At 66.3% G+C, this 17301-nt stretch carries 16 protein-coding genes; 9 read left to right on the forward strand and 7 right to left on the reverse strand.

What is annotated here, in order from left to right:
- Nucleotides 1–89: 89 nt before the first annotated feature.
- Both B3T59_RS23120 and B3T59_RS23125 read left to right on the forward strand, forming a co-directional pair.
- Nucleotides 90–1175, forward strand: a complete 1086-nt coding sequence (locus B3T59_RS23120) for an FtsX-like permease family protein (protein ID WP_287005244.1) — start codon at nt 90–92, stop codon at nt 1173–1175.
- Entirely contained in the window at nt 1172–1834 is a 663-nt protein-coding gene (locus B3T59_RS23125; RefSeq protein ID WP_227921471.1) for an ABC transporter ATP-binding protein, read from the forward strand. The genes B3T59_RS23120 and B3T59_RS23125 overlap by 4 nt, the downstream gene beginning before the upstream one ends.
- 73 nt (nt 1835–1907) lie before the next feature.
- On the opposite strand, the gene B3T59_RS23130 is transcribed toward B3T59_RS23125, so the two are convergent.
- On the reverse strand, nt 1908–2939 hold the full coding sequence (locus tag B3T59_RS23130; protein ID WP_287005245.1) for an Rv2578c family radical SAM protein: 1032 nt from the start codon (nt 2937–2939) through the stop codon (nt 1908–1910).
- Nucleotides 2940–3044: 105 nt separating this feature from the next.
- Here B3T59_RS23130 and B3T59_RS23135 point away from each other — a divergent pair, with 105 nt between their 5' ends.
- On the forward strand, nt 3045–4361 hold the full coding sequence (locus tag B3T59_RS23135; protein ID WP_251723263.1) for a serine/threonine-protein kinase: 1317 nt from the start codon (nt 3045–3047) through the stop codon (nt 4359–4361).
- Nucleotides 4362–4364: 3 nt separating this feature from the next.
- On the opposite strand, the gene B3T59_RS23140 is transcribed toward B3T59_RS23135, so the two are convergent.
- Both B3T59_RS23140 and B3T59_RS23145 read right to left on the reverse strand, forming a co-directional pair.
- Nucleotides 4365–5060: a response regulator gene (locus tag B3T59_RS23140; RefSeq protein WP_285897782.1), complete on the reverse strand. Its 696-nt coding sequence runs from the start codon at nt 5058–5060 to the stop codon at nt 4365–4367.
- The gene (locus tag B3T59_RS23145) at nt 5057–6385 is read right to left on the reverse strand and encodes an ATP-binding protein (protein ID WP_251723262.1); all 1329 of its coding nucleotides are present in this window, start codon (nt 6383–6385) and stop codon (nt 5057–5059) included. Before B3T59_RS23145 ends, B3T59_RS23140 begins: the two co-directional genes overlap by 4 nt.
- 82 nt (nt 6386–6467) lie before the next feature.
- On the opposite strand from B3T59_RS23145, the gene B3T59_RS23150 reads away from it, so the two are divergent.
- Nucleotides 6468–7823, forward strand: a complete 1356-nt coding sequence (locus tag B3T59_RS23150; RefSeq protein WP_287005246.1) for a PspC domain-containing protein — start codon at nt 6468–6470, stop codon at nt 7821–7823.
- Nucleotides 7820–8071, forward strand: coding sequence for a hypothetical protein (locus B3T59_RS23155; protein ID WP_376782598.1), 252 nt, complete (start codon nt 7820–7822; stop codon nt 8069–8071). The genes B3T59_RS23150 and B3T59_RS23155 overlap by 4 nt, the downstream gene beginning before the upstream one ends.
- Nucleotides 8072–8096: 25 nt before the next feature.
- Here B3T59_RS23155 and guaA read toward each other — a convergent pair whose 3' ends face one another.
- On the reverse strand, nt 8097–9725 hold the full coding sequence (guaA, locus tag B3T59_RS23160) for a glutamine-hydrolyzing GMP synthase (protein ID WP_287005247.1): 1629 nt from the start codon (nt 9723–9725) through the stop codon (nt 8097–8099).
- Nucleotides 9726–9836: 111 nt separating this feature from the next.
- On the opposite strand from guaA, the gene B3T59_RS23165 reads away from it, so the two are divergent.
- The 3 genes from B3T59_RS23165 to B3T59_RS23175 are packed head-to-tail and all read left to right on the forward strand — an operon-like array spanning nt 9837 to nt 11786.
- The gene (locus B3T59_RS23165) at nt 9837–10490 is read left to right on the forward strand and encodes a biotin transporter BioY (RefSeq protein WP_287005264.1); all 654 of its coding nucleotides are present in this window, start codon (nt 9837–9839) and stop codon (nt 10488–10490) included.
- Between the two features lie 22 nt (nt 10491–10512).
- A complete protein-coding gene (locus B3T59_RS23170; protein ID WP_287005248.1) occupies nt 10513–11187 on the forward strand; it encodes an energy-coupling factor ABC transporter ATP-binding protein in 675 nt (224 codons plus the stop codon).
- Entirely contained in the window at nt 11184–11786 is a 603-nt protein-coding gene (locus tag B3T59_RS23175) for an energy-coupling factor transporter transmembrane component T family protein (protein ID WP_287005249.1), read from the forward strand. The genes B3T59_RS23170 and B3T59_RS23175 overlap by 4 nt, the downstream gene beginning before the upstream one ends.
- A 133-nt stretch (nt 11787–11919) precedes the next feature.
- On the opposite strand, the gene B3T59_RS23180 is transcribed toward B3T59_RS23175, so the two are convergent.
- The 3 genes from B3T59_RS23180 to guaB form a co-directional block, all read right to left on the reverse strand.
- Entirely contained in the window at nt 11920–13719 is a 1800-nt protein-coding gene (locus B3T59_RS23180) for an FAD-dependent oxidoreductase (protein ID WP_287005250.1), read from the reverse strand.
- 68 nt (nt 13720–13787) lie between these two features.
- Nucleotides 13788–14930, reverse strand: coding sequence for a GuaB3 family IMP dehydrogenase-related protein (locus B3T59_RS23185; RefSeq protein ID WP_287005251.1), 1143 nt, complete (start codon nt 14928–14930; stop codon nt 13788–13790).
- 75 nt (nt 14931–15005) lie between these two features.
- On the reverse strand, nt 15006–16517 hold the full coding sequence (guaB, locus tag B3T59_RS23190) for an IMP dehydrogenase (protein WP_005207921.1): 1512 nt from the start codon (nt 16515–16517) through the stop codon (nt 15006–15008).
- Nucleotides 16518–16863: 346 nt separating this feature from the next.
- Here guaB and B3T59_RS23195 point away from each other — a divergent pair, with 346 nt between their 5' ends.
- The gene (locus B3T59_RS23195) at nt 16864–17253 is read left to right on the forward strand and encodes a DUF5319 domain-containing protein (protein ID WP_039856619.1); all 390 of its coding nucleotides are present in this window, start codon (nt 16864–16866) and stop codon (nt 17251–17253) included.
- Nucleotides 17254–17301 lie beyond the last annotated feature (48 nt).

Here is a 17301-nt window from a genome sequence, read left to right on the forward strand (position 1 = left end):
GGGGAGATCTGGCACACAACACTTTGGAGACATGGTGTCTCCATGTGTAGATTCACTTAGCGACACTGCGTCTCTAAGAAGGAACCCGAATGTTTGTCGCTCTCCACGAGTTACGCGCGGCCTGGGGCCGATTCATGTTGATGGGTGTGGTGATCGCCCTGGTCTCCGCCCTGGTCGGAATGGTCTCCGGCTTCACCATCGGCCTCGGCAACGACACCGTGTCCGCACTGCGGGCCATGCCCACCGACTCGATGGTCTTCGCCAAGGGGACATCCGATTTCACCCGCAGCGTGCTGACCGGGGATCAGGTCTCGGCCTGGGCCCGACACTCCGGTGTGAACGCACACCCGCTGGGCATCGGGATCTTCCACGGCGAGACGTCCGACGACTCGTCGGTCGACATGGCCGTGATCGGAGCCGAACCGCACAGTCCCCTGCTTCCGGCGACCACCCACGGCCGACAGGTGGTGGCACCGGGCGAGGTGGTGGTCTCCGAGGGCTTGGCGGACAGCGGGATTCGCATCGGCGATTCCATCAGGATCGACAACTCCGACGTCGGACTCCACGTCGTCGGCATCACCGACACACTCTCCTACGGCCACGTGGCAGCCGCATACGTCCCCCTCGACACCTGGCGACTCCTACGTTTCGCACCCGACGGGAACCTGCGCCCACACGACGAGGGAGCAGTCGGAGCGATCGCACTCACCGGAGGCAGCGCACCTGCGGAACTCGCTGACACGCATGTGGTCGGTGAGGACGTCATTCTCGCTGCGGCACCCGGCTATTCGGGAGAGCGACTGACCATGAACTCGATCATCGCGTTCCTCTACGTCATCGCGCCGCTCATCGTGGCAGCCTTCTTCGCGGTCTGGGTCGTCCAGCGTCGCTCTGTCTATGCACTACAGCGCGCACTGGGGGTGTCGCGCCTGGCACTCGTGGGCGCCGCACTGGCGCAGGCAGCCGTGGTCGTGGTTCTTGCGACCGTCATCGGTTCGGCCATCGCGTATCTGCTCGGCCTCGCGATGGGCTCGGCCGTTCCGTTCGATCTACCGGCAACGTCATTGGCCACCACCGGCATCGCCGTCATCGCGGCGTCGATGATCGGCTCGGCTGTCAGCCTCCGATGGGTTCTGACAGCAGACCCCCAGATCATGTTAGGAGAATCGCGATGAGCCTCGACCTACACGACATCGTCGTCGAATATCGTTCCAGCACAGAGACATCACGCGTCCTCGACCATGTGTCCGCGTCGTTCGCCCGCGGTCAGATGACCACGATCACCGGTCCGTCGGGATCCGGCAAGTCGACGCTGCTCGGCGTCTGCGGAGCGCTTCGACGACCCGATGGCGGAACTCTCACTCTCGACGACACCGATGTCACGGCGCTGTCCGACCGTCGTCGCACGGAGTTGCGCAGACACCAGGTGGGGTATGTGTTCCAGAGCGGAAATCTCTTCCCCGGACTCACCGCGATAGACCAGGTGCTCGCGATGGCGGCGATCTCCGGGCGACGACCACGCTCGATGAGGGCTCGCGCGCACGAACTGCTCGACGCGGTGGGACTCGCCGACGCCGTCCGGTCGAGGCCCGAGCAGCTGTCCGGAGGCCAGCGGCAACGGGTCGCGATCGCCCGGGCACTGATCCACGAGCCCCGAATCCTCCTCGTCGACGAACCAACGGCAGCGGTCGACCGATCACAGGCAGGCACGATCACGGATCTCCTGCACAGCGTGACGACCGAGCACGACTGCATCACCGTCGTCGCCACACACGACCCGGAGGTCGTCGCCCGCGCCGATGCCACGGTCGACCTCGCCCACGCGGTTCGGTGACCTCTCGCGCTGATGAGCGCGCACCGATCTCATCGGTGACCAGCCGCGGTGGAGCCCGTGGGAGCCGACCGCATCAGAATAGTGTCAAGGCCTCGGCCAACTGCGGCGTACCGACGAGGTCGTGCTCCTCGGAACCGTCGTGCTCGCCCCTGCCGTGGTCTCGACCGGCAAGGCCGTGACGGGCCACCAAGGGCTGCAACCGATCTCGCAGCCACGACGAGTACTCCGCGGTGACATAGGCACCACGCCCGTAGAGGCCGCGGTACTTGCGCACCAGCGCCGGGTGGTTCTCGGCGAGCCAATTCATGAACCATGGCTTCGTCGAGCTGCGCAGATGCATCGGAAACGCCGTCACACCGGCGGCGCCCGCCTCGGCGAGTGCTCCGAGCAGCGCGTCGAGATGCGCAGTGGAGTCGCTCAGGTACGGGATGACCGGAGCGACCATCACATGTGGCGCGAAACCCGCCTCGGCGATGGCACGAATGAGCTCCAGTCGCGCCCGCGGCGACGGCGTCCCGGGTTCTATCTGTTTCTGCAGGTCGTCGTCGAAGATCGCCAACGACACACCGATGCTCACCGGGATCTGTCCGGACGCCTGACGCAGCAGGGGCAGATCCCGACGTAACAGCGTGCCCTTCGTCAGTATCGATATCGGGGTGCCCGACTCCGCCAACGCGGTGATCACGCCGGGCATTAGGCGATAGCGCCCCTCGGCACGCTGATACGGATCGGTGTTGGTACCGAGCGCGACGGTGTCGTGTTGCCACGAGCGCCGACGTAGTTCTTTGCGCAACACCGCGGCGACGTTGAGCTTGACCACCACCTGGGAGTCGAAATCACGCCCGGCATCGAGGTCGAGGTACTCATGCGTCGGCCGCGCGAAGCAGTATCGGCACGCGTGCGAACATCCACGAAAGGTGTTGACCGTGAACCGGAACGGCAGCCCCGACCCCTCCGGCATGGCATTGAGCGCACTCTTGGCGAGCACCTCGTGAAAGGTGATGCCCTCGAACTCCGGAGTCTGCACCGACCGGACGAGTCCGGCGCGCGCAAATCCCGGCAGTGCGCCGTCGTCGGCTTCGACCACCTGTTCGGACCACCTCATGCCGATGAGTCGAACATACGTACTAGGTGGTGTCAACCCGCCGCGCCCCGCCGCCGAGCGCACCGAGCACCGACCCGGAGTCAGCCGCGCGGCTATCATGCCGGTATGTCATTCGCCGAGAGCTACCGCACACCGGGTCCCCAGTACCTGGTGGCCGGCCGTTATCGGCTGAAATCCCGAATCGGCGGCGGTGGCATGGGCACCGTCTGGCTCGCCCGCGACCAACTGCTCGATCGCGACGTCGCGGTCAAACAGGTCCTCTCCACCGAGGGACTCTCCGACGATTCCGCCGACAATGCCCGCAAGCGCGCGATGCGCGAGGGCAGGATTGCCGCGAAACTCGCCCACCGCAACGCGATCGCGATGCACGACGTTGCGCTCGACCGCGGTGAACCGTGGCTGGTGATGGAGTACCTTCCGTCACGGAGTATCGCCCAGATCCTCTACTCGGCAGGCACACTCGACGTCACCGAATCGGCCAAGATCGGCGCACAGGTCGCCGACGCCATGACCGAGGCCCACGCCGCGGGCATCGTGCACCGCGACATCAAGCCCGGCAACATCCTCATCTCCGAATCCGGACGTCACGCGGGGCTGGTCAAACTCACCGATTTCGGTATCTCTCGCGCCAAGGACGATGTCTCCCTGACGCAAACCGGCGTGATCACCGGCACCCCAGCATATTTCGCCCCCGAGGTCGCGCGCGGTGCCGAACCGTCTGAGGCATCGGACGTGTACTCGCTCGGTGCGACGGTCTACACGATGGTCGAAGGCGAACCACCGTTCGGAGTCGACGACAACTCACTTGTCATGTTGCACAAGGTGGCTCGTGCGCAGATCAACCCGATGAAGCGGGCAGGCGCACTCGAACCAGTGCTGCTGCACATGCTCGAGCCCAGCCCCACAAAGCGGATCACAATGGCACAGGCCCGTGACGAACTCATCGCGGTCGCGTCCGGCGGGCGCGCCTCCGCCGATCAGGTACTGACGAGCCTGATTCCCCGCGCATCCGGTGCGACAACCCTTCCCCCGCATACGCCGCACGGCGCGAGTCCCGCAGGACCCGGCCAGACGTCACAACCAGATTCGGCCCGCCCCGGTGGTTTCCCGTCGGCCCGCCCCGGGTCAGACCAACGAACCTCCGGCACGTCGGTGGCCGCCGGATGGCAGACCCCACCGTCGCAACCTCGACACCACACTCTGGTCTCGTCGACACCGCCATTCCCGAGCGGGCAATATCCGAGTGGCCAGTACCCGAGTGGCCGGTATCAGGGCGAGCATTACCCGATCGACCCCTACGCGAGTCTTCCACCCTCCCAACGAGCTTCGGGCACATCGCCGACGGCGCTCGCGCTGGCGGTACTCGCCTTTTTCGTGGTGCTGGCCGTCGTGATCGTCCTCGCGATCGTCTTGATGCGCTGAGCCTCAACCGATGTGGCGGGTGGCCGCCCACCGGGTCAACGCATTTCGGTTGGACTGCTGAGTCTTCCGCAACACGTTCGACGCGTGGGTTTCTACGGTTTTGATCGAGATGAACAACTCTTCGGCGATCTCGCGGTAGGTGTATCCGCGCGCCAACAGACGCAACACCTCGAGCTCTCGCCTTGTGAGAGAGTCGAGTTCGGGATCGAGGGCGGGCTCTGGCACCGATGACTTACCAGTAAACGAATCGAGCACGAATCCGGCGAGGCGCGGACTGAATACCGCATCGCCATCTGCGACGCGCCGAACCGCGTCCGCGAGTTCCCGACCGTCGATCGTCTTGGTCACGTACCCGCGTGCGCCCGCCCTGATCGTGGCGATCACATCCTCAGCGGCGTCGGACACGCTGAGCGCGAGGAAGACGGGCACGTCGTCGCCCAATGTCTCTGTGACACCGCGCAATACGGAGACACCACCACCGGCGGGCATGTGTACGTCGAGGAGCACGACGTCTGGCCGTAGTCGCGTGATCGCTGTGATCGAATCGGCGACGGTGCCCGCCTCGCCGACCACGTGCAATCCCGGTTCGTCGGCGAGTTCGGCACGTACACCCGAGCGGAACACCGCGTGGTCGTCGACGAGAAACACTCGGCACAACGCGCCCTGTGCATCCGGCCCGGCGGTCGCGTTCTCGTTCATCGTGCCTTCCCGTGGTCGATCGACTCGTCGCTGTGCGTGGTTTCCTGCGTGGCCTCGTGGCCATCGGTGTCCGCGTCGGCGTGCGTCGTGGGACGCGGCATGATCAGTCGGATGTTCGTGCCGCGCCCCGGCGTCGAATCGATACGTGCCTGTCCCCCAGCACGTTCCACCCGAGACGTGATGGAGCGGGTAAGCCCCTGTCTGTCCGGGTCGACACCGTCGCGATCGAATCCGACGCCTCGATCGCGCACGAACACCTCGACCTCCTCGTCGCCCACCTCCATGTAGACGTCGACGCTACGCTCGCCGGAGTGCTTGGCCGCGTTGACGAGCGCCTCGCGCGTCGCTCCGATCAGAGCGGGCCAGCGTCGTACCTCGCTCCCCGGTCCGTGACGGGCTCCCTCGTCGGGCCGCAGATCACCGACGGTGATCACCTCGACCTCGATCCCATACGTGTCTTCCACCTCTGCGCCGACCTCTCGGATCGACGCACTCAACGACGTGCCGCGCTGCGCGACGTCGCCGAAGAGCCACCCACGCAGCTCGCGCTCCTGACTGCGGGCCAATCGGGCAACCTCCTCGGGCTTGCCCGCCTGCTTCTGGATGAGCGCGAGGGTCTGCAGTACCGAGTCGTGCAGGTGCGATGCGATCTCCTCGCGCTCGGCGTTTCGGATACGGGCGGCACGCTCCTCGTTCAGCGCGCGCCACAACCGCATCCACAGGGGCACGGTCAGCAGAACGACACCGATCAACGTGGCCGCAACGGCGAGCAACGTGGTGCTCAAGCCGCCGTAGTTGCGTCTGCCCGCCACGACTATCACTGCAAGACCACCGACGACGAGAACCGCGCCGCCCGCCAACCGTGTCCAGGTGAGCGCGGTGCTGTGGGGTGCGGTCTTCGACGTGTCGAACTCACGCCATACCAGGCCCGCACCGACCATGACGAACACGAACGGCACGAGATAGGCGGCAGGCGTTCCCGACGCCGCGAACCCGACGACGGTCATCGCAACCAGCGCGAGCACCGCGAGACCCAATGCCTGTCGACGCTCCCCCGGCGCGGGCGCTTCGGTGTCGTTGCCCTGCGGGCAGAAGAACCACAGCAGTCCGTAGGCCAGCACACCGGCGCCCGCCAGCGCCGCCAACACCACAAACACCACACGGACGCGGAACGCATCGACGCCGAGATGGTCGGCAACGCCGCCCGCGACGCCACCGATGACCCGGCCCGCGTCACGCCGCACCAGCCGAGGGATCGGTGGCACGTCGGGGGCAGCAGGGGTACTCACACTTCGATACTGCCCCACACACCCCGGTCGCCACATCAGGGTCGTTCCCCGATTTCCGGGGGAACGTCAGGGTATGTCCCCGATGCCCACAGCACGCGATGCCGCCAGGATTGGACTCATGGATGCCACACAAGTCCGCGGAGACATCGAACAGCTCTGGCACACGCGTCCCGTTCGCCCAGCGATTCCACGCACCGTCGCAGGTGTCTGCGCCGGGATCGCGTTCCGTTACCGCGTCGATCCGACGCTCGTGAAGGTGGCCTTCGTCGTCTCGACGCTGTTCGGTGGTAGCGGCCTGCTCCTCTACATCATCGGCTGGATCGCATTCCCCTCGAGCAGACTGTCGGCCGCCGGACCCGCCAACGATCACAGCGCACACGGTCACGGCCGCCACCACAACCCGAAGTTCGTGATCGTCGTCGCCGTCGTGATCATCCTGGTGATGTCGTTCGGTCCGCACGGCACCTGGAGTTCGGGCGCCGTGCTCGGCACCGTCCTGATGGTGCTCGGCTGGTGGCTGCTGTTCCGTCGAACACCCACACCGCTTCCCGGTACCAGCGCCGACACGCTCGACGCGGGGCCGTCGGCCAGTTCGGATCAGTTCCAACGCTGGACTCCACGCGCGCTGCGCACCGGAGCAGCACCGACATTCGCGAGCTCGACGGGAGCGCCGGTCGCTGCCCCGACCCCCGCCGCCGTCGACGTCCCCACCGCACCTCGCGTCGACAGTGCCGACGCGGTGACCTCGGCGTTCACCACCGCCGACCGTCAACCGCCCTCGTGGGACCCGCTCGGTGCCGCACGGTTCGCCTGGGATCTACCCGAACCCTCGACGCCGACGCCCCCCGCGGTACCGGACAACCGACGCTCCTCGACTCGGGCATCGCTCCTCGTCGTCGGAGCGGCACTTCTGGTGGCGATGAGCGGTGTGGCGGCACACCAGGCGGGTGTCGAGTGGTTCACCCCGACGCGCATTCTCTCCTTGGCCCTCGCGGTCGTAGGCGTTGGCCTGCTCACGCTCGCCGCGTTGCGTCGATCCACTGGGCGACGGCAGGTCGGACTCGTCCCCCTCACCGTCGCGTTGGGCGCGGCGGTCATCGTCACAGGCGCAACGACAACGTGGGTCGGACAGTCCGACGAGAGCGTCGTGCCGTCCGGCGGTGTGGGTCAGCGCATGTATAAGCCACTGTCCGAGAACGACATTCGCGACAGCTACTCGGTCACCATGGGCGCACTCGAACTCGACGTCCGCGACCTCACACTCACGTCGGACCGCACCGTCGACCTTCGTGCGGGCCTCGGCGAGGTGACCGTGCGGGTTCCGAAGGACATGAACGTGCGGGCGAACTGCACGTTGAATGTCGGTGATCCGCAATGTCCAGAAGGGCTATCCGTCGGCACGGCCGGCGCCGACATGCCGGTGTTGACGATCAACGCGCACGCCAACGTGGGCAGCGTGGAGGTGACCCGATGAACGACTGGAGCCCAAAAGGCATGGAAGCAGAAGGCAAGGGAACCGGGAGCACCGAGCAGGCTAGTGATGCCGTCGGCCGCCGCGCCCCCGGTCTCGCCCTCCTCGGCATCGCCGCGATCGCGGTGGCGATCTGGGGCCTGACCGATACGCCCGGTCTCCCGTCGGCGTCGGTCCTCGGCTGGGGCGTCGTCGGGATCGGGCTGATCGTCGGCCTGGTGCTCCTGGTCAGCGGCGCGCGACGGCGATAGCGTTCGCCTCTACTTCCGCTCGGCCCTATTCCCACTCGATGGTGCCTGGCGGCTTGCTCGTGACGTCGAGGACGACGCGGTTCACGTCGGGCACCTCGTTGGTGATGCGGGTGGAGATCGTCTCGAGCACCTCATACGGCACGCGCGTCCAGTCGGCGGTCATCGCGTCCTCGCTCGATACCGGCCGGAGGACGATCGGATGCCCGTAGGTGCGGCCGTCGCCTTGGACGCCGACGCTGCGCACGTCGGCCAGCAACACCACGGGGCACTGCCAGATCTGGTGATCGAGACCCGCGGCGGTCAGCTCCTCGCGGGCGATGAGGTCGGCCTTGCGCAGCATCGAGAGGCGGTCGGCGGTCACGTCGCCGACGATGCGGATGGCAAGACCGGGTCCGGGGAATGGCTGACGCGCCACGATCTCCTCGGGCAAACCGAGTTCACGTCCGACCGCTCGCACCTCGTCTTTGAACAACAACCGCAGGGGCTCGACGAGGCTGAACTCGAGATCGTCTGGCAGCCCGCCGACGTTGTGGTGGCTCTTGATGTTTGCGGTACCGCTACCGCCGCCGGATTCGACGACGTCGGGGTACAGCGTGCCCTGCACCAGAAAGTCGACCTTGTCGCCGTTGGCCGCCCGATCGCCGAGCACGTCACTGACCGCACCTTCGAACGAGCGGATGAACTCGCGTCCGATGATCTTACGTTTGGTCTCGGGATCGCTGACGCCGGACAGTTCGGCGAGGAACTTGTCTGCGGCGTCGACCGTCACCAGCCGCGCACCGGTGGCGGCGACGAAGTCGTGCTCGACCTGCTCACGCTCACCGGCGCGTAGCAGTCCGTGGTCGACGAACACGCAGGTCAGACGGTCGCCGATGGCTCGCTGAACCAGCGCTGCCGCAACCGCGGAGTCGACGCCGCCGGACAGACCGCAGATCGCGAGGCCGTCGCCGATCTGGTCGGAGACCTGGTCGATCAGTGCGTCGGCGATGTTCGCGGGCGTCCAATCGGCCTCGAGGCCCGCGATCTCGTAGAGGAACCGGGTGAGTACCTGCTGTCCGTGCGGCGTGTGCAGCACCTCGGGGTGGTACTGCACGCCTGCCATCTTCGACTCGACGGACTCGAACGCCGCGACGGGCGCACCGGGCGTCGATCCTGTGACGACGAAGCCCTCGGGCGCCACCTGCACGGCGTCGTTGTGGCTCATCCACACGGGCTGGTTGCGATCGAGACCGCGATGCAGCACGCCGTCGTCGGTGGCGGTGAACGTCGTGCGTCCGAACTCGCGCCCACCTGTGTTGGCCACCTCGCCGCCGAGCGCGGCAGCCATTGTCTGAAAGCCATAGCAGATCCCGAACACGGGGATGCCCAGCTCGAGGAGTGCGGGGTCGAGGCTCGGCGCGTCGTCGGCGTAGACCGACGCCGGCCCGCCGGACAGGATGATCGCGGCAGGCTCCTTGGCCTTGAACTCGTCGACCGAGGCGTCGTGGGCGATGACCTCGGAGTAGATGCGCGCCTCACGGACACGTCGGGCGATCAGTTGCGCATACTGTGCACCGAAGTCGACGACGAGGACCGGACGGGGTCCCTCGGCGAGCGCGTTCTCGGCAGAAGATCGGTCGGCAGGCGAGTTGTCGGCGGAAGAGTCTGTCACCACCCTATTCTATGCGTGCGCACCGACGTCATCACCGCGCAGGCGGTACCCGTCACCGCCGCGCAGGCGGGGCCCTCGGAGCGCAGGTGGCGCCGTGGGATACTCCATGTCGATATGAGCACCTCAGACGAGCGCGAAAAGGCCAGGTCATCCGCCGACAGGCCGCGGCGGCGATGGCTGTCCCTGTCGATCTCCGACATCACCCAGGCCGCCGTGTTCGCCGCACTGATCGCCGCACTCGGCTTGCCGGGGCAGATCAGCGTCGGCAGCGCGGGCGTACCCATCACCTTTCAGACCCTTGGTGTGATGCTGACCGGCGCCATCCTCGGCCCCAAGAAGGGCACGCTGGCGGTGGTCATCTTCATGGTCCTCGCGATCGCGGGACTCCCGATCCTCTCGGGCGGTCGCAACGGATTGACCGCACTGTCGTCGCCGACGGCCGGGTTCTTCGTCGGCTTCCTGCCCGGCGTGTTCGTGATCGGGTTGTTGACGGCGTTCATGATGCCGCGCTATCGAATCCTGCTGGGCATCGTGGCGAATCTGATCGGCGGAGTGCTGGTGATCTACATCTGCGGCACCATCGGCCTGATGATCCGCGCCGACCTCACGCTGTGGGCGGCGATCGCGGCCAACGGCTGGTTCATCGCAGGCGATGCCGTCAAGGCGGTGATCGCGGCGCTCGTCGCCAGCCAGGTGCACCGAGGGTGGCCGGGCCTCATCACCCCACTGCGCATCCGACGTGGACGCGTCGTCGCACTCACCGCATGACAACTCACCGCATGGACCTCGCGTGATCGAATTCCGCGATGTCTCACACTCATTCGACGGTCGTCGAGTGTTGAGTGACGTCTCGGTCGACCTCCCCGAACGACGCATCGGCATCGTGGGTGCCAACGGCAGCGGAAAGTCGACGCTGGCGCGGATGATCAACGCGCTCGTCGTCCCCGACACCGGGACCGTCGTGGTCGATGGCCTCGACGCGTCAAAGGAGAAACGTCGTGTTCGACGGCGCGTCGGGTTCATCTTCTCCGACCCCGACCGGCAGATCATCATGCCGACGGTGCGCGAGGACATCGAACTCTCGCTGACCAGAACAGATCTGAACAAAGCCGAACGTCGAGACCGCGCGATGAGCGTGCTCGATCGTTTCGGCCTCGCCGACCACGCCGACCAACCCGCGAGCAGATTGTCCGGCGGACAGAAGCAACTCCTCGCTCTCGCAGCCGTATTCGTCACCGAACCGTCGATCATCGTCGCCGACGAACCGACGACGCTCCTCGACCTACGCAACAGCCGCATGTTGCGCCGAGTGTTCGCCGACCTGGATGTCCAACTCGTCGTGGTCACCCACGACCTCGACTTGGTCAACGACTTCGAGCGCGTTCTCGTCATCGACGACGGGGTCGTCACCGTCGACGATGTGCCCGGCGTCGCACTGCCCGCCTATCGCGAGGCGATGGCATGAATCCGCTCGGCACCTGCCGGCCCGGACACTCGCTGCTGCACAGGGCCTCCCCTGGCGTGAAGTTGCTGGGCCTCGCCGCAGGCATTCTCGTCATCACCCTGTGTGTGAGAACCCTTCCGGCGCTCGGCATTGCCGCCGCCGCGATCGTCGCGGTCTACGCCCTGGCCGGCATCGGTCCTGTCACGGCGTGGCGCCAGTTCCGGCCGACGCTGTGGATTCTGTTGTTCGTCTTCGTGTTTCAGCTCATCTTCACCGACTGGCGTCGAGCGGTTCTGGTGTGCGGCATCCTCGCGCTCTCGGTGCTGCTGGCCGCCGTCGTCAGCCTGACCACCCGCACCACCGACATGCTCGACTCGCTGACGCGCGCCATGTCGCCGCTGAGCAAGCTAGGCGTGCGCACCGACCTCATCGCGATCTCGCTCGCCCTGACCATCCGGACAATTCCACTGATCGTCGAGATCGCAGGCCAGGTCGACGAGGCGCGCCGCGCACGCGGACTGCGGCCCGGTGCACGAATCCTGGTCGCGCCCATCGTGATCGCCGCGCTGCGGACCGCCGACGGGTTCGCCGAGAGCCTCAGCGCCCGCGGGCTGGACTGATCACACCGGAGTGCTCAGGTTCCGAGCCGCGCAGAAAGTTACGCCTCGTGGGTCGCTCGCATGTACCGGTACAGGCGGAGGACCCGAGGGGTGTGCTTTTCTGCGCGCGCCACCCCCGCTGCCGGACGTGCGGTCAGGACGACACAGCCGAGGACACCGGCGTGATCGGCAACCGCAGCGCACCGGGCGCGTCGGCGGGCACAACCGGGTGTGCGGGTGAGATCGGCGCGAGCCGTTGGTAACCACTTCCCTGCTCGGGACGCTGGTCGTCTTCGCCCTTGTTGGGCCACAACGCGATCGCGCGCTCGGCCTGCGCCGAGATGGTCAGCGACGGGTTGACACCGAGGTTCGCCGAGACCGCAGCACCGTCGGTGACATGCAGTGTCGGATAGCCCCACACACGGTGGTACGCGTCGACGACGCCGTTCGCGGGGTCGTCGGAGATGGCACACCCGCCGAGGTAGTGGGCGGTGAGCGGCATGTTCATCACGTCGCCCCACGTGCCACCCGCGAGCCCTCCCGGCAGGATGTCGGCAATGCGTCGAGTTGCCTCGTTGCCCTTGGGAATCCACGTCGGATTCGGCTCACCGTGGCCCTGCTTGCTCGTGACGTAGCGGAACGGCCCGCGCTTGCGAACGAATGTGGTCAGCGAGTTGTCGCTGCTCTGCATCACCAGGGCGATCACGGTGCGCTGACTCCACTTGCGCACGAAGAGAAGCCGCACGAGCAGGAAGGGATTCCGCGCGATCTCCTTCAGGAACTGGCCGAACCGGTTGCGCCTGCTCCCACCATCGGTGAGCACCGTCTGCAGATACGCAATCGCGTTGCTGCCCTTGCCGTATCGAACCGGCTCGATGTGCGTGTTGGGCTCCGGATGGAACGACGACGTGATCGCCACCCCGTGCGAATAGTCGTGCTGCGGATCGTATTTCGCGGCCATCGCGCCGAGGATCGATTCTGAGTTGGTACGGGTCAGCGCGCCCATCGCGTCGGAGATCTTCGGAAGCGTCGTGCCCTTCGCTCGGTGGAGAAGCTTCTGGGTGTTGAACGTTCCGGCCGCGACGATCACCTGATCTGCGGTGAAGGTGCGCTTACCCGCGCCGAACGGACCCCACGACGACGAGCCCCTGGTCTCGACCTCCCACGTCCCGTCGGCACGGTGCACGAGTCCGTCGACGGTGGTGCGGTCGATGATCGTTGCGCCATTGCGCTCGGCGAGACCGAGGTAGTTCTTCATCAGGGTGTTCTTCGCGCCGACCCGACAGCCGGTCATGCACGCGCCACATTCGGTGCACGCGGTCCGCTCGGGTCCGGCGCCACCGAAGTACGGATCCGGGACGGTCTCGCCCGGCACTCCCGCCAGGCCGGTCTTGGCACCGAAGAACACGCCGACCGGCGTCGACGTGAACGTGTCGGCCGCACCCATCTGCTCGGCGACGGTGCGCATCACCCGATCCGATTCGGTGACAGTGGGATTGGTGACGACGCCCAGCATGCGTCGAGCCTGTTCGTAATGCGGCGTGAGCTCGGCCTCCCAGTCCGTGATGTGGTTCCACTGCGGGTCGGTGAAGAACGGTGTCGGAGGCTTGTACAGAGTGTTGGCGTAGTTGAGCGAGCCACCGCCGACGCCCGCTCCCGCCATGATCATCACGTCTTTGAGTGCGTGGATGCGCTGAATCCCGTACAGCCCGAGCTTCGGCGCCCAGAGCCACTTGTGGAGACGCCAACTCGTCTTGGCGAACTCGTGGTCTTCGAACCGACGTCCGGCTTCGATCACCCCGACGCGGTACCCCTTCTCGACGAGGCGCAGCGCACTGACGCTGCCGCCGAAACCGGAACCGACGATGAGCACGTCGAAGTGAGACTTGTTCTCGCGCTGGTTGAGCTTGTTCTCGCGCTGGTTGAGCTTGTCGAAACCATGGTGGGCTGCCATAGCCAACCATTCTAACGCTCGTTGTCACATGACGTGACGGCGGTCTCACCTGATGGGCAGGTGCGGCCTCACGCGCGGACCGACAGCCCTACCTTCTGGAACTCCTTGAGATCGGAGTAGCCGGCCTTCGCCATCGAACGACGCAGCGCGCAAACGAGATTCAGCTCTCCGAACGGGTCGTCGGACGGTCCGTTGAGCACGGTCTCAAGGCTCGGTCGGCCCTCGTCGGTCGCGACGCGCAGCAGTGCGCCGCGCGGAGTGTCGGGATGTGCTGCGGCCGACGGCCAGTACCAGCCATGCCCGGGGGCTTCGGCTGCTGCGGCCAACGGAGTGCCGAGCACCGCGGCGTCGGCTCCACAGGCGATCGCCTTGGCGAGATCGCCCGAGGTGTGGATGTCGCCGTCGGCGATGACGTGAACGTAGCGTCCACCGGTCTCGTCGAGGTATTCCCGACGTGCCGCCGCGGCGTCGGCGATGGCGGTGGCCATCGGAACGCCGATACCGAGCACCTCCGACGTCGTCGTCGCTCCTTCGGCGGAGCCGTATCCTACGATCACGCCGGCAGCACCGGTCCGCATCAGGTGAAGCGCTGTCCGGTGGTCGTGCACGCCGCCGGCGATCACCGGGATGTCGAGTTCGGCGATGAATGTCTTGAGGTTGAGGGGTTCTTCTTCGCCCCGGACGACGTGCTCGGCGGAGATGATCGTGCCGTGCACGACCAGGATCTCCACTCCGGCTGCCAGGAGAGCAGGCGTCAGTTCCGGCGCGTGTTGCGGGCTCACCCGGACGGCGGTCGTCACGCCTGCGTCGCGCACAAAGCTCACTGCTTCGCCGAGCAGATCGGTATCGATCGGGGCGCGATGCAGTTCCTGCAGAAAGCGCACGGGCGCGGACGGATCGGGATCGTTGAGCGCGATGTCGACGAGTTGCGCGATCTTTTCCTCGACGTCGCGGTGACGCGCCCAGAGGCCCTCGCCGTTGATCGCGCCGAGGGAGCCGAGCTTTCCGAGCGTCACCGCCATCTGTGGGGAGACGAGGGCGTCGGTGGGATGGCTCAGGATCGGCGAGTCGAATCGATACGCGTCGATCTGCCAGGCCGTCGACACCTCTTTCGACGAGCGCGTCCGTCGTGATGGGACGATGCTGATGTCGTCGAGTTCGTATGTTCGACGGGCGGTTCTGCCCATGCCGATATCGGTCAGGTCACGCACCGTTGCGCCTCTCTTGGGGTTTGATGGACTGCTATTCGACTGTGCGGCGTCGTGATCGCGACGATCACGACGACGTCAGCGGGAATAGTAGTTCGGCGCCTCGGCGGTCAGTGTGATGTCGTGCGGATGCGATTCCTTGAGGCCCGCCGCGGTGATCTGGACGAACCGTGCACCCTGTAGGTGATCGATGGTCGACGATCCGGTGTACCCCATCGACGCACGAAGCCCGCCGACGAGCTGGTGGACCACCTGGCCGAGTGGCCCGCGGTAGGGCACCCGTCCTTCGATGCCCTCGGGGACCAGCTTCTCCTCGGCGAGCACGTCGTCTTGGAAGTAGCGGTCCTTGGAGTACGACTTGGCCTGTCCACGACCCTGCATGGCGCCGAGCGATCCCATGCCTCGGTAGCTCTTGAACTGCTTACCGTTGACCAGGATCAGGTCGCCGGGAGCCTCGGCCGTGCCTGCGAGGAGCGAACCGAGCATGACGGTCGACGCGCCCGCCGCGAGTGCCTTGGCGATGTCGCCGGAGTACTGCACGCCACCGTCGGCGATGACCGGAACGCCTGCCTTGTTGCAGACGGCGACGGCTTCGAGGATGGCGGTGATCTGCGGGGCACCGACACCTGCGACGACGCGGGTCGTGCAGATCGAGCCGGGACCGACACCGACCTTGACGGCGTCGGCGCCCGCGTCGACGAGCGCCTGCGCGGCCTCACGCGTTGCGACATTGCCGCCGACGATCTGTACGCGATCGCCGATCTCGGCCTTGAGCTTGGCGACCATCTCGAGCACTAGCCGGTTATGCGCGTGGGCGGTGTCGACGATGATCACATCGGCGCCGGCGTCGGAGAGCGCCATCGCGCGTTCCCACTGCGGGTCGCCGGTTCCCACAGCCGCACCGACGAGCAGTCGACCGTCGGAATCCTTGGTGGCGAGCGGGTGCTGCTCGGTCTTGACGAAGTCTTTCACCGTGATGAGACCGGTGAGCTTGCCGTTGCCGTCGACGATCGGCAGCTTCTCGACCTTGTTGCGACGCAGGAGGCCGAGCGCGGCCTCGGCGGACACGCCCTCCTGGGCGGTGATGAGCGGCGCCTTGGTCATCACTTCGGAGACCGGGCGGTTCTGGTCGACCTCGAAGCGCATGTCGCGGTTGGTGATGATGCCGACGAGTTCGCCGCGATCGTCGACGACCGGCAGGCCGGAGATGCGGTACCGAGCACACATGGCGTCGACCTCGGCCAGGGTGTTGCTTGGCGAACAGGTCACCGGATCGGTCACCATGCCCGCCTCGGAGCGCTTGACCGTCTCCACCTGGCCGGCCTGGGCCTCGATCGACAAGTTGCGGTGAAGGACGCCCATTCCGCCCGCGCGCGCCATGGCGATGGCCATGCGCGACTCGGTGACGGTGTCCATCGCCGAACTGACGAGAGGCACGCGGAGCGTGATCTCCTTGGTCACCCGCGTGGATGTGTCGACCTCACTGGGAATCACATCCGATGCCGAGGGCAACAAAAGGACGTCGTCAAACGTCAGTCCGAGCATTGCGACCTTGCCGGGGTCGTCTCCTCCGGTGCGAACCTGCGTCATTCGTCCATTCTATCTGGTAATGGGCCGCCGCTGATTTCGCCCGCAGCGAAGCGATCGCGCCGGGTCGTGGCTGCCCCGCCCCGTTCTGCGCGACGAAGAGCGAGGGCGTCGGCTCGTGGCTGCGCCGCCCCGTTCTGCACGACGAAGAGCGAGGAGCGAAGCGACGATGCGATGAGGAGGAAGAACGGGGCACAAGGCGCAGCCACGAGCCGCGCAAACAACAAGGAGCGAAGCGACGATGTGAGCGAGGAGGAAGAACGGGGCAGAGGGCGCGGCCACGCAGCCGACCCAGTACTTCTGTGGAGCGATGCGGCAGCCGTGCGCTGCAATCGGTTACGGTGGAGTCGTGCGTGATCATCTCCCACCGGGCCTTCCACCAGACCCGTTCGCCGACGACCCCAGCGATCCGGCTTCGATGCTGGATTCGATGGAGCCTGGCATCCCTTTGGATGAGAGCGAGCGGCTCGCGGTCGAAGAGGATCTGGCCGACCTCGCAGTCTATGAGGCGTTGCTGGCACATCGGGGGATTCGCGGGCTCGTCGTGGTATGCGACGACTGCCAGGAAGACCACTACCACGACTGGGACATGCTGCGCGCCAACCTACTTCAACTGTTGATCGATGGGACCGTGCGGCCGCACGAGCCTGCCGTCGATCCGCGTCCCGATGCCTATGTGACGTGGGACTACTGCCGCGGCTATGCCGACGCGCATCACCATCTCGACAACGAGCGCTGACCGTATCGACCTACGTCGGGGTTTCGAGATCTTCTGCCCATCGTCGCC

It is taken from the genome of Gordonia sp. UBA7860, from assembly GCF_002500165.1.
GTDB lineage: Bacteria > Actinomycetota > Actinomycetes > Mycobacteriales > Mycobacteriaceae > Gordonia > Gordonia sputi.

Excerpts from the sequence above, each read along its gene's own strand:
- B3T59_RS23120 (WP_287005244.1), top strand. The coding sequence starts at position 90 with ATGTTTGTCGCTCTCCACGAGTTACGCGCGGCCTGGGGCCGATTCATG.
- B3T59_RS23125 (WP_227921471.1), top strand. The coding sequence starts at position 1,172 with ATGAGCCTCGACCTACACGACATCGTCGTCGAATATCGTTCCAGCACA.
- B3T59_RS23130 (WP_287005245.1), bottom strand. The coding sequence starts at position 2,939 with ATGAGGTGGTCCGAACAGGTGGTCGAAGCCGACGACGGCGCACTGCCG.
- B3T59_RS23135 (WP_251723263.1), top strand. The coding sequence starts at position 3,045 with ATGTCATTCGCCGAGAGCTACCGCACACCGGGTCCCCAGTACCTGGTG.
- B3T59_RS23140 (WP_285897782.1), bottom strand. The coding sequence starts at position 5,060 with ATGAACGAGAACGCGACCGCCGGGCCGGATGCACAGGGCGCGTTGTGC.
- B3T59_RS23145 (WP_251723262.1), bottom strand. The coding sequence starts at position 6,385 with ATGTGGCGACCGGGGTGTGTGGGGCAGTATCGAAGTGTGAGTACCCCT.
- B3T59_RS23150 (WP_287005246.1), top strand. The coding sequence starts at position 6,468 with ATGGATGCCACACAAGTCCGCGGAGACATCGAACAGCTCTGGCACACG.
- B3T59_RS23155 (WP_376782598.1), top strand. The coding sequence starts at position 7,820 with ATGAACGACTGGAGCCCAAAAGGCATGGAAGCAGAAGGCAAGGGAACC.
- B3T59_RS23165 (WP_287005264.1), top strand. The coding sequence starts at position 9,837 with ATGAGCACCTCAGACGAGCGCGAAAAGGCCAGGTCATCCGCCGACAGG.
- B3T59_RS23175 (WP_287005249.1), top strand. The coding sequence starts at position 11,184 with ATGAATCCGCTCGGCACCTGCCGGCCCGGACACTCGCTGCTGCACAGG.
- B3T59_RS23180 (WP_287005250.1), bottom strand. The coding sequence starts at position 13,719 with ATGGCAGCCCACCATGGTTTCGACAAGCTCAACCAGCGCGAGAACAAG.
- guaB (WP_005207921.1), bottom strand. The coding sequence starts at position 16,517 with ATGACGCAGGTTCGCACCGGAGGAGACGACCCCGGCAAGGTCGCAATG.